The sequence below is a fragment of the Flavobacterium notoginsengisoli genome, from assembly GCF_014207905.1.
Lineage (GTDB): Bacteria > Bacteroidota > Bacteroidia > Flavobacteriales > Flavobacteriaceae > Flavobacterium > Flavobacterium notoginsengisoli_A.
Map to the genome: position 1 here is coordinate 249,775 of NZ_JACHLB010000007.1, position 12,410 is coordinate 262,184.

At 32.2% G+C, this 12,410-nt stretch carries 11 protein-coding genes; 5 read left to right on the top strand and 6 right to left on the bottom strand.

All coding sequences use genetic code 11. The features are described from left to right. Positions 1-176 precede the first annotated feature (176 nt). Both HNP35_RS20285 and HNP35_RS20290 read left to right on the top strand, forming a co-directional pair. Positions 177-2,342 carry an endonuclease MutS2 gene (locus HNP35_RS20285; RefSeq protein ID WP_184165926.1) on the top strand — a complete coding sequence of 722 codons (2,166 nt, stop codon included), beginning with the start codon at positions 177-179 and terminating at the stop codon, positions 2,340-2,342. A gap of 292 nt (positions 2,343-2,634) precedes the next feature. Next, positions 2,635-3,048: a thiol-disulfide oxidoreductase DCC family protein gene (locus HNP35_RS20290; protein ID WP_184165923.1), complete on the top strand. Its 414-nt coding sequence runs from the start codon at positions 2,635-2,637 to the stop codon at positions 3,046-3,048. A 159-nt stretch (positions 3,049-3,207) separates the two neighbouring features. Here HNP35_RS20290 and ettA read toward each other — a convergent pair whose 3' ends face one another. The 3 genes from ettA to holA form a co-directional block, all read right to left on the bottom strand. Then, positions 3,208-4,899, bottom strand: coding sequence for an energy-dependent translational throttle protein EttA (gene ettA / locus HNP35_RS20295; RefSeq protein WP_184165920.1), 1,692 nt, complete (start codon positions 4,897-4,899; stop codon positions 3,208-3,210). A gap of 47 nt (positions 4,900-4,946) precedes the next feature. Then, a complete protein-coding gene (locus HNP35_RS20300; RefSeq protein WP_184165917.1) occupies positions 4,947-5,129 on the bottom strand; it encodes a CAL67264 family membrane protein in 183 nt (60 codons plus the stop codon). Between the two features lie 62 nt (positions 5,130-5,191). Next, entirely contained in the window at positions 5,192-6,196 is a 1,005-nt protein-coding gene (holA, locus tag HNP35_RS20305; RefSeq protein WP_184165914.1) for a DNA polymerase III subunit delta, read from the bottom strand. A gap of 93 nt (positions 6,197-6,289) precedes the next feature. On the opposite strand from holA, the gene HNP35_RS20310 reads away from it, so the two are divergent. From HNP35_RS20310 to HNP35_RS20320, 3 genes are read left to right on the top strand one after another with little or no spacing between them, the layout of a single operon-like run. After that, positions 6,290-6,742 carry a type I restriction enzyme HsdR N-terminal domain-containing protein gene (locus HNP35_RS20310; protein ID WP_184166600.1) on the top strand — a complete coding sequence of 151 codons (453 nt, stop codon included), beginning with the start codon at positions 6,290-6,292 and terminating at the stop codon, positions 6,740-6,742. Positions 6,743-6,768: 26 nt separating this feature from the next. Beyond that, positions 6,769-7,788, top strand: a complete 1,020-nt coding sequence (locus HNP35_RS20315; RefSeq protein WP_184165912.1) for a glycosyltransferase family 2 protein — start codon at positions 6,769-6,771, stop codon at positions 7,786-7,788. Between the two features lie 32 nt (positions 7,789-7,820). Further along, positions 7,821-8,654 carry an OmpA/MotB family protein gene (locus tag HNP35_RS20320; protein WP_091497649.1) on the top strand — a complete coding sequence of 278 codons (834 nt, stop codon included), beginning with the start codon at positions 7,821-7,823 and terminating at the stop codon, positions 8,652-8,654. 192 nt (positions 8,655-8,846) lie between these two features. Here the strand turns inward: HNP35_RS20320 and HNP35_RS20325 are convergent, their stop codons facing one another. Genes HNP35_RS20325 through HNP35_RS20335 form a run of 3 tightly spaced genes read right to left on the bottom strand, consistent with a single transcriptional unit; the run spans position 8,847 to position 12,263 of the window. Next, positions 8,847-9,467 carry an L-threonylcarbamoyladenylate synthase gene (locus HNP35_RS20325; RefSeq protein ID WP_184165910.1) on the bottom strand — a complete coding sequence of 207 codons (621 nt, stop codon included), beginning with the start codon at positions 9,465-9,467 and terminating at the stop codon, positions 8,847-8,849. Positions 9,468-9,498: 31 nt separating this feature from the next. Continuing rightward, positions 9,499-9,909, bottom strand: coding sequence for a hypothetical protein (locus tag HNP35_RS20330; RefSeq protein ID WP_184165907.1), 411 nt, complete (start codon positions 9,907-9,909; stop codon positions 9,499-9,501). Positions 9,910-9,926: 17 nt separating this feature from the next. After that, positions 9,927-12,263 carry an ATP-dependent helicase gene (locus tag HNP35_RS20335; RefSeq protein ID WP_184165905.1) on the bottom strand — a complete coding sequence of 779 codons (2,337 nt, stop codon included), beginning with the start codon at positions 12,261-12,263 and terminating at the stop codon, positions 9,927-9,929. Positions 12,264-12,410 lie beyond the last annotated feature (147 nt).

Here is a 12,410-nt window from a genome sequence, read left to right on the forward strand (position 1 = left end):
TTTTTTTGCGAATTTCAGGAATTAATACTAAAAATCAAAAAGTCAAAAGTCGAAATAAAAATGAAAGCAAATAATAAAACTCATAATTTCTAACTTCTAACTCATAATTAATAATTAACAATTCACAATTGATGAATGTTTTCGTACTTTTGTCTGTACTTTCAGAAAGAGAATAAATGATCAGTATTACCGAAAAAACATTACAAGACTTACAATTTCCAACCGTTCTCGAAACCATTTCAGATGGATGTAACACCGATATTGGAAAAGAAAAAGCTTTACAAATAAAACCAATCCGAGACAAAGAAGAGTTGATGCAGTCTTTAATGCAGACATCAGAATATGTATCTTCTTTTCAAAATAATAACGCAATTCCGAATCACGGATTTGATGCGATTTCTCATGAAATTAAATTTCTGGCAATTGAGGACAGTTTCCTTGAAGTAGGTAGTTTTAGAAAAATTGCCAATCTTTCAGCAACCACAAATGTCTTACTGAATTTCTTAAGAAAATTCGACGATTATTATCCCAATCTTAATGCAAGAGCTTCTCGCGTTGAATTGACAAAAGATATTATTTCTGCAATTGACGCTATTGTAGATAAATACGGAGAGATAAAAGACAATGCTTCTCCCGCCCTCGCTGGCATTCGCCAGAATATGAATTTGGTTCGCGGAAAAGTGAATCAGAGTTTTGGTTCTGCATTAACACAATATAATAGTTTAGGATATTTAGATGATATTAAAGAAAGCTTTGTTCAAAACCGTAGAGTTTTGGCGGTTTTAGCAATGTATCGTCGTAAGGTAAAAGGGTCTATTTTAGGAAGTTCTAAAACTGGAAGCATAGCCTACATTGAACCAGAAGCTACTTTAAAATATTCTCGTGAATTAGCAAATCTAGAATATGAAGAAAAGGAAGAAATTACAAGAATTCTAAAAAACTTATCAAATGTAATTCGTCCTTATCTTCCTTTATTAATTGAATATCAGGATTTTTTAAGTGATATCGATGTTGTTGCTGGTAAAGCAAAATATGCAAATCGAATTAATGCAATCTTACCGACAATTACCGAAGAAAGAAGATTATTCTTTAGAGAAGCATATCATCCAATTTTGTATTTGAATAATAAACAAAAAAAGGAAGTTACTTATCCGCAAACAATTGAGTTAAAACAAGAAAATAGAATTATTGTAATTTCCGGACCAAATGCTGGAGGAAAAACTATTTCCTTAAAAACAGTTGGTTTATTACAATTGATGTTGCAATCGGGAATCTTAATTCCGGTTCACGAAAGAAGTGAGACTTTCTTGTTTGACAGAATATTAACTGATATTGGCGACAATCAATCTATTGAAAATCATTTAAGTACATATTCATATCGTTTAAAAAACATGAATTACTTTTTAAAGAAATGTAATAAAAAAACCATGTTTTTAATTGACGAATTTGGTACAGGTTCTGATCCTGAATTGGGAGGAGCTTTGGCAGAAATTTTCTTAGAAGAATTTTACCATCGTGAAGCTTTCGGAATTATTACAACACATTATTCTAATTTGAAAATTTTAGCAAACGAATTGCCATACGCCACAAATGCGAATATGATGTTCGACGAAAAATCTCTTGAACCAATGTACAAATTGGCTTTAGGTCAAGCCGGTAGTTCGTTTACTTTTGAAGTGGCTCAGAAAAATGGAATTCCGTTTGGATTGATCAATCGTGCGAAAAAGAAAATTGAAGTTGGAAAAGTTCGTTTTGACAAAACGATTGCAACTCTTCAGAAAGAGCGTTCGAAACTGGAAAAAACTTCTTTGAATTTAAAAGAAGAAGAAACACGTGCTCGCGAAGAAAGTAAAAAGATGGAAAATATCAATACTAGAATCCAACAGAAATTAGAGAGCTATCAGGAATTATATGACAGCAACCAAAAAATAATTTACATCGGACAAAAAATTGATGACATTGCTGAAAAATATTTCAACAACAAAAACAAAAAAGAATTGATTGGTGAATTTTTGAAAATTGTTGAGATCGAAAATTCTAAACGAAAAAAAGCGAGTCCAAAAGAAGTCAAAGCAAAAGTCGAAAAGCAAAAAGAAATTATTGCTGAAGTTCAAGTAAAAGTAGAAGAAATTCGAAAAGAGAAAAAAGAGAAAAAACTAAAACCTGTTGTCGAAAAACCGAAACCAATTTTAAAAGTTGGCGACCGAGTACGAATGCTTGATGGAAGATCTGTTGGAAGTATTGATTCGATAGAAAAAAATAAAGCAACTGTTAATTATGGTATTTTTACTTCGAAAGTAAGTTTGGACGAATTGGAATTAGTGGAAGCAGTTAAAAAATAAAGTTTTCAGTCGTAGATATAATTTTTAGTCTAAAAAAAAACTAAAAAATAGTCAAAATTAAAATAAAGCGATTTAAGAAACGATAAAAAAACGAACAACAAAAGAGGTCGGTTATTTTTAAAAACATATTAAAATCAATTTATAGAAGCCGATTTTAATATATTAAATTTATTAAAAATTAAAATTCAATAGATAATACAAATAAATACTCTATAAGCCGGTTTTCTCGCTCATTTTAGTACATTTTGCATGTATTAAAACTTGAAATATTAAATTTAAAATCTCGTTTTTGATGGAAAGTCTTCCAAAAGATAAAAAAATAATTCTTTTTGATGGAGTTTGTAACCTCTGTGATTCCGCGGTTCAGTTTATTATCAAACATGACAAAAAAGATGTCTTCAGATTTGTAGCATTACAATCAGAATTAGGTCTTAAAATTTGCAAACACCTTGGAATTAGTTTTTCAAAAATGGACAGCATTATTTTATATAATCCTGGAACAGCCTATTTTTACAAATCTTCTGCTGTTATCGAAATTGCAAAAAGTTTTGGTGGTTTTTGGAAATTACTTTTAATCTTTAGAATTGTACCTATTTTTATTAGTGACAGAATTTATGATTATGTCGCAAAAAATAGATATAATTGGTACGGCAAAAAAGAAAGCTGTATGATTCCTACTCCAGAATTGAAAGCTAAGTTTTTATAAAATTCCAAATTTTTAAATTCCAAATTCCAGTTTAGCGTAATCTTGCCATTTCTACGAAGGAGAAATGACAAACAATGCAAAAAGCTTCATAGAATAAAAAATCCCAAACTCCGATAAAATTTGGAATTTGGGATTTTTAAAATTGTAAATTAACTAAACTTATCTAATCAATTTTCTGTATTTAATACGTTTTGGAGTTAAGTCACCACCAAGACGTTTTCTTTTATTTTCCTCGTATTCTGTGAAACTTCCTTCAAAGAAATAAACTTCAGAATCCCCTTCGAAAGCTAAGATGTGCGTACAGATTCTGTCTAAGAACCATCTGTCGTGAGAAATAATTACCGCACAACCAGCAAAATTCTCTAAACCTTCTTCCAATGCACGAAGTGTATTTACGTCAAGATCATTCGTAGGCTCATCCAGTAAAAGTACGTTTCCTTCTTCTTTTAAAGTCATTGCCAAGTGCAAACGGTTACGCTCACCACCTGATAACATTGAAACTTTTTTGTTCTGCTCGCCGCCACCAAAGTTGAAACGTGATAAATAAGCTCTTGAGTTTACTTGCTTTCCTCCCATCATAATCAATTCCTGACCATCAGCAAAGTTCTCCCAGATTGATTTGTTAGGATCGATATTAGCGTGAGACTGATCTACATAAGCAATTTTTACTGTTTCACCAACTGTAAATTCACCGCTATCAGTAGCTTGTTCACCCATGATCATTTTGAAAATAGTAGATTTACCAGCACCGTTTGGTCCAATAATTCCAACAATACCAGCTTGTGGCAAAGTAAAATTCAAATTGTCATACAATAATTTATCACCAAATGCTTTGGCAACATTTTTAGCTTCAATAACATTTGTTCCTAAACGAGGACCATTTGGAATGTAGATCTCTAATTTCTCGTCCAATTGTTTTTGATCTTCGTTCAATAATTTGTCGTAATTCTGTAAACGAGCTTTTTGTTTTGTCTGACGACCTTTTGCTCCTTGACGAACCCACTCCAACTCACGCTCTAAAGTTTTTCTTCTTTTCGAAGCAACTTTTTCTTCTTGAGCTAAACGATTCGATTTTTGATCCAACCAAGAAGAATAATTTCCTTTCCAAGGAATACCTTCTCCTCTATCCAATTCTAAAATCCATCCCGCAACGTTATCCAAGAAATAACGGTCGTGCGTTACAGCAATTACAGTTCCTGCATATTGTGCTAAGTGCTGTTCTAACCAAAGAACTGACTCAGCATCAAGGTGGTTGGTAGGCTCATCCAGTAACAATACATCAGGCTGTTGCAACAACAAACGACATAAAGCAACACGACGACGCTCTCCACCAGAAAGGTTTTTAATTGGCGTATCACCATCTGGAGTACGCAATGCATCCATCGCAATTTCTAATTTTGTATCGATTTCCCAAGCACCAAGAGCATCAATTTTATCTTGTAAAGCTGCTTGGCGATCCATCAACTTATCCATTTTATCTGGATCTGAGTAATTTTCTTCAAGACCAAATAAATCATTAATTTGATTATATTCTTCTAAAACTGCCATAGTTTCAGCTGCACCTTCACGTACAATTTCGATAACAGTTTTAGAATCGTCAAGAATTGGCTCTTGCTCTAAATATCCAACTGTATAACCAGGTTGAAAAACCACATCACCTTGATAATTTTTATCAACTCCTGCAATAATTTTTAAAAGTGAAGATTTTCCAGAACCGTTAAGACCTAAAATACCAATTTTTGCTCCATAAAAGAAACTCAAATAAATATTTTTAAGTACTGGTTTGTCTGCTCCTTGATAGGTTTTACTCAATTTCTGCATTGAGAAAATTACTTTCTTATCGTCTGACATTTTTATATTATTATATTAAATTATTATAATTTTAAATTTTATCTAAATTAAACCCTTCCCTTCAATGCATTGAATACCCATGCATTAGCAAAAAAACCAACACCAACAGCACCAAATCCCCAGCCAGAAACATCACTGTATCTGAAGATTCCCAAAGCGATAAGTAACAATCCCATAAGTACCATTATAAAAGTAGCCCATCCTAAAATGGTATTTTTATTCATTCCCATAATTGTGTAATTATTTTAAGTAGTAAAATTTTAGAAAGGCAAATATCGTGAATTTTAACGGCTTAATTAAATATTTTATAAAGCATTTCTTTTAGTAAATCTGATTGCGGCAAAGCATTGGCTCCCACACCTTTACTCTTTACATCAATATCTCTCAACGCTCCAACAATCTGACTTACCTTTCTCATTGGGTAATTTTTTATAGCTAAATCATATTCTTTTAGAAAAAACGGATTTACACCAAGTACAGCAGCGACATTTTTAGGATTTTTATCCTTTAATCCATGATATTTTAAAAGTTGAACAAAGAATCCGAATACTAAACCCGTAGTCATTACAAGTGGATATTCTTTAGGATTATGAGCAAAGTTTTCTGCTATTTTATACGCTTTCAACTGATTACGTTCTCCAATTGCTTTTCTAAGTTCGAAAACATTATAATCTTTACTAAAACCGATATTCTCTTCAATATGTTCTGCAGTAATCATTGTGCCTTGCGGTAAAATAATCTGGAGTTTTTCAAGTTCGTTATTGATTTTACTCAAATCTGTCCCCAAAAATTCAACTAACATTGCATTTGCTTTAGGATCTATGGTATATTTCTTTCCAGCTAAAACACGCTTAATCCAGTCACCAACCTGATTTTCATACAGTTTTTTGCTTTCGTAAACTATTCCTTTTTGTGCTAATAATTTAGTAACTTTTTTACGTTTATCGAGAGTTTTGTATTTATAGCAAAAAACTAAAACGGTAGTTTCCATCGGATTATCTACATAAGATTCAATCTTATCGATTGTTCTTGATAAATCTTGTGCTTCCTTAACAATAACAACCTGACGGTCAGCCATCATTGGATAACGTTTAGCCGTTGAAACTATTTCATCTACAGAAACATCTCTACCATAAAGAACAGTTTGATTAAATCCTTTCTCTTCTTCTGCTAACACATTTTGTTCAATATACTCAGATAATTTATCTATATAATAAGGTTCTTCCCCCATTAAAAAATAAATCGGCTTAATATTTCCAGCTTTTATATCATTAACGATTTTTACAACTTCGTCCATTAATCTTTTTGTTTCAAGTTTAAAGTTTCAAGCTCTGTTTCAAAACTTGAAACTTTAAACTTGAAACCTGAAACTATTTTATATTTTTGCTTTATGCTTAAACTTAACTTCCCAACTTATAGTTTTCGATTCAAAAATAGCGAAAATAAAGTGTCTATTTTTGATGAAATAAGAAAAAAATTTATAATTCTTACTCCCGAAGAATGGGTTCGTCAGCACGTTGTTCATTACTTAATTTACGAAAAAAAATATCCAAAATCTCTAATAAATGTAGAGAAAGTTTTAAAAGTCAATGGATTAAGAAAGAGATATGATGTTGTCGTTTTTAACTCAGATGGCTCTATACATATATTGGTAGAGTGCAAAGCACCCGAAGTTAGAATCTCTCAAGCAACTTTTGATCAAATTGCACGTTATAATATGACAATGCAGGCACGGTTTTTGAATGTCACAAACGGACTAAACCATTTTTATTGTCAAATGGATTTTGAAAACGAAAAATATGAGTTTTTAAGAAACCTGCCTGACTATAAAGAAAACCACTAAAAACAAATAAATAACTAAGAATACTTTTGGATAAGATAGCAGTTGTCATTTTAAATTGGAACGGAGTAAAATTGCTTGAGCAGTTTTTACCATCTGTTATTCAATTTTCAGAAGGTGCAGCAATTTATGTTGCAGATAATGATTCTACAGATAATTCAGTAGAATTTGTCAATCAAAATTTCCCTACCGTTAAAATTGTTAAAAACTCAGGCAATTATGGCTTTGCAAAAGGTTATAATGACGCCTTAAAACATATTGATGCTGAAATTTACGCATTAGTAAATTCAGATATTGAAGTCACTGAAAATTGGCTGAAACCAATTCTAGAAAATTTCGAAAACGAAAAACAAACCGCCATTATTCAACCAAAGATTCTTGACTTTAAAAACAAGGAATATTTCGAATATGCTGGTGCTGCAGGTGGTTTTATAGATAAATATGGTTTTCCTTTTTGTAGAGGAAGAGTATTCGAAACCATAGAAAAAGACAACGGACAGTACAATGACAATATTGAATTGTTTTGGGCTTCTGGCGCTTGCTTTTTTATTAGAAAAAATGTTTATCACGAACTTGGCGGATTTGATGAAAGTTTTTTTGCGCATCAAGAAGAAATTGATTTATGCTGGAGAGCTTCTAACGAAGGACACGTTATAAAATACAATTCCCAATCTGTTGTTTACCATGTTGGAGGAGCAACTTTACAACAAGGAAATCCGAGAAAAACCTATTTGAATTTTAGAAATTCACTATTAATGCTTGTCAAAAATCTGCCGAAAAGAGGATTGTTTTGGGTAATTTTCTTCAGAATGGTTTTAGACGGAATTGCAGGTATCCGTTTTCTTACACAGGGAAAATTTGGGCATACTTTTGCCATTTTAAAGGCACATTTTTCATTTTATTGCTTATCTTTAAGTTATTTGAAAAAAAGAAAAGATTTTCAAATACAGCAATACTATATGGTAAAAAGCATCGTTTTCCTTTACTATATAAGGAAAATGACCTTTTTTAAAGAAATCTTTAACAGTATTCAAAATATTAAAAACTAAATTTGTAATCAAGTCTAATTAAAATTAAATTTATGAGAAAAATAGTTATCGCACTATCAGTATTAATGGCCCTAACATCATGTGTTTCTAAAAAGAAATATGCTGAGTTGGAAGCAAAAAACAAAGAGACTCAAGATTTGTTAAACTCTTGTACTGTAAAATTAAATACGTGCTTAGAAGAAAAAGCTGGATTAGCTGCTACTGCTGAAAGCTACAAACAACATAATCAAGACTTAATCAACAGTTCAAAAGACTTAACAATCTTAACAACTAAAGGTGCTGAAAACCTTGAAAAATCTCTTGAAAGCTTGAAAGAAAAAGATTTAAAAATCTCTAGACTTCAAGATGCTTTAACTAAAAAAGACAGTGTTACTTTAGCATTAGTTACAAGCTTAAAAGGTGCAGTTGGAATTAACGATCCAGACATCGAAGTAAATGTTGAAAAAGGAGTTGTATTTATCTCTATCGCTGACAAATTGTTATTTAAAAGCGGAAGCTATGACGTAAGTGATAAAGCTAAAACTGTTTTAGCTAAAGTTGCTAAAGTTGTAAACGATAAACCAGATTTCGAATGTATGGTTGAAGGTCACACAGATAACGTACCTTACAAAAGCAACGGAATTATCTTAGACAACTGGGATTTAAGTGTTAAACGTTCTACTTCTATCGTTCGTGTATTAACAAACGATCTTGGTGTTAACCCAGCTAAATTAATTGCTGCAGGTAGAAGCTCTTACGTGCCATTAGTTGCTAATGATACTGCTGAGGATAAAGCTCGTAACAGAAGAACTCGTATCGTAGTTATGCCAAAAATCGATCAATTCTATGATATGATTGAAAAAGAAATGAAAAAACAAGCTAAATAATTCTTGTTTTTAAATAGCATTAAAAACAGAAAAGCAGGTCGGTTGACCTGCTTTTTTTGTATTCTTAATTCTCCTTTTAATAACCAATTAAATACAAATCAAGAATAACATTATTTTAAATTAACTAACTAAATTTTAACTATAATAAAGTTAGGCATAATTTTTAAACTGTAATACAATTAAAGTATTTTTTTACAAAATATCCACATCCCCTTTTCCTTCTCTGACAATTACAGGTTCATGTTCAGAAAGATCAATAATTGTTGAACCAACATTATCACCATATCCTCCATCGATTACCAAGTCTACAAGGTTTTGCCATTTCTCAAAAATTAATTCTGGATCTGTAGTATACTCGATTACATCGTCTTCATCACGAATAGAAGTAGAAACTACAGGATTTCCTAACTGACGAACAATTTCCAAAATGATATTATTATCAGGTACACGAATACCAACCGTTGTTTTCTTTTTAAACTCCTTTGGCAAATTATTGTTACCTGGCAAAATAAAAGTATAAGGCCCTGGCAACGCTCTCTTCAAAATCTTAAAAGTCGAAGTATCAATCTGACGCACATAATCTGATAAATTACTCAAATCGTGACAAATAAATGAGAAATTTGCTTTCTCCAATTTTACTCCCTTTATTTTAGCAATTTTTTCTAATGCACGAGAATTGGTAATATCGCAACCTAAACCGTAGACAGTATCTGTCGGATAAATTACCAAACCTCCATTTTGAAGCACTTTTACCACTTTAGCAATTGCCGCTTCACTAGGTTTATCGGGATATATTTTTATAAATTCAGCCATTTTTACGCTTTAGATTTCAAATTAACTTTTTTTATTCCCATTTATTTTCATAAAAAAATTTACCGCAATCTTTTATATGTTTACATGGGTTTTCTGAAAAAAAAATCTCAACACTACCTAGGTCTGTTGTCCTATAATTAAAAATTTTTAAAACTTTTGAATTATCATTTAATTGATAAAGTTTTCCATTATCAGTCCACCAAGTACCTTTTTCATTAGAGAACTTGACCTTGCAATTGTCTAATGATGTGCCTAAAATAATATAAGTGCCATTCTCTAATCTATTAATTAGCCAATGCTTTTTTATATCAAGTGTTACTTCATCAAATTCTGCACCTTTCCAGAAACCTAGCAGAATTTTATCATTTTTTTTTAAATTATCAGATTGACCATAAGAATTTAATAAAATTGAATACATTAAGATACAAAATATATTTCTCATAATCCTACTATTTCAGACTAACCTATAACATCCAATTTAGCAAATCTCAACAACAATTTCTTGATTCCGCCAACTTCAAATTTAATTTCTGCTTTTCTATCTGGACCAACACCTTCCATATTAATAACTTCACCTTTCCCAAAACGTTCGTGCATGACAATATTTCCAATTGTCAATTTACCATCAAACAGGTTTGGTGCGCTTGCATTTGGATTAGTTCCTGCAACAGGTTTTAATTTTCTAATATTCAAATCTGGTTTCGGACTATTGTCCGTAATATGTTTTGGAGGAGTTCCACCAACTGGCTTAGATAATCTTAATTTAGATTTATCTACATCTCCAAAAATATCACCATCAATTGGTGATTTGTATCGGTAATTAGTTTCAGAAGGCGTTAAATATTCTAAATATTGACCATCGATTTCCTCAATAAAACGAGATGGTTCGCTATCTGTCAATTTACCCCAACGATAACGAGATTGCGCATAAGTTAAATACGCCTGATGTTCCGCACGAGTCAAAGCCACATAAAACAAACGTCGTTCCTCTTCCAATTCACTTCTAGTACTCATACTCATAGCAGAAGGAAACAGATCTTCTTCCATACCAACCACAAAAACGTGAGGAAACTCTAATCCTTTTGCTAAGTGAATAGTCATTAAAGCAACGCGATCTTCATCATTCGTATCTTTATCCAAGTCTGTAGCCAAAGCAACATCTTCCATAAATTCAGAAAGTGCTCCTCTCGCTCCGTCAATCTCCCTCTGTCCTTCTGTAAAATCTTTAATACCGTTTAAAAGTTCTTCGATATTCTGGATTTTTGCCATTCCTTCTGGAGTAGCATCTTTTTTTAATTCCTGAACTAAACCAGTTTTCTTCGCAACGTGATCTGTAATATAAAACGCATCTTGATTCTGATCAATAACCTGAAAACTCTGAATCATTGTTACAAAATCTTTCAGCTTATTTTTAGTACCAGCATTTAATTTCAAGTCAATTTTATCGATATTAACCATTACTTCCCAGATAGAGCGTTTGTAATGATTGGCTGCTATGGTAAGTTTTTCTATTGTTGTATCTCCAATTCCACGTGCTGGATAATTGATTACACGAATCAAAGCTTCTTCATCTTTCGGATTTAAAACCAAACGCAAATAGCATAAAACATCTTTAATTTCTTTACGCTGATAAAAAGACAAACCTCCATAAATTCTATACGGAATATCTCTTTTTCTCAAAGCATCCTCCATAGCACGTGATTGCGCATTGGTACGATACAAAATAGCAAAAGAACCATTATGTAATTGGTTTTGCATTTTCTGCTCAAAAATGGTGCTCGCCACAAAACGTCCTTCTTCTGCATCTGTCAAACTTCGGTGGACTTTAATTCTTGGACCAAATTCGTTTGCTGTCCAAACTACTTTATCCAGTTTCGTTTTATTATGGTCCATAACAGTATTGGCCGCCTCTACAATATTTCGTGTTGAACGATAATTTTGCTCCAAACGAAACATTACAACTCCCTCATAATCCTTTTGAAAGTTCAAAATATTATTAATATTCGCACCACGGAAAGCATAAATACTCTGCGCATCATCACCCACCACGCAAATATTCTGAAACTTATCAGACAAAGCTCTAACAATCAGATATTGAGAGTGATTTGTATCTTGGTACTCATCAACCAAAATGTAACGGAAACGATTTTGATACTTCGCTAAAACTTCAGGAAAACGAGTTAACAATTCATTGGTTTTCAGCAATAAATCGTCAAAATCCATTGCACCAGCTTTAAAACAACGCTCAACATATTGCTGATAAATTTCTCCCAATCTTGGTCTTTTCGCCATTGCATCGGCTTCAACTAATTCTGGATTATTGAAATACGCTTTTACCGTAATCAAGCTGTTTTTATAACTCGAAATACGGCCTAAAATCTGTTTTGGCTTGTAAATATCGCGGTCTAACTGCATTTCTTTAATAATAGAAGAAATCAGTCTCGCCGAATCTTGCGAATCGTAAATAGTAAAATTGGAAGGATATCCCAAATGATCAGATTCTGCACGAAGAATACGCGCAAAAATAGAGTGAAAAGTTCCCATCCAAAGATTCTTTGCTTCAGATGCTCCCACAATATCAGAGATTCTGTGTTTCATTTCTCTCGCCGCTTTATTAGTAAAAGTCAGCGATAAAATATTAAACGCATCAATTCCTTGATGCATCAAATAAGCAATTCTAATTGTTAAAACACGGGTCTTTCCCGAACCTGCACCAGCAATAATAATCATTGGCCCGTCTTTCTTTAAAACAGGCGCTCTCTGCGCTTCGTTGAGCTGGTCAATATATTTCTGCATGTAATTTTTCTCCTTTTATGCAAAAATAAGAATTAAAAAAGAAAGTTCCTAAGATGCTTTTGAAAGGTTCTAAGATACTAAGACGCTAAGGTTCTAAGTTTTTTTTTTGAAGCCAAGCAATAGGCATTTTATAAGCATGGGTTCCCG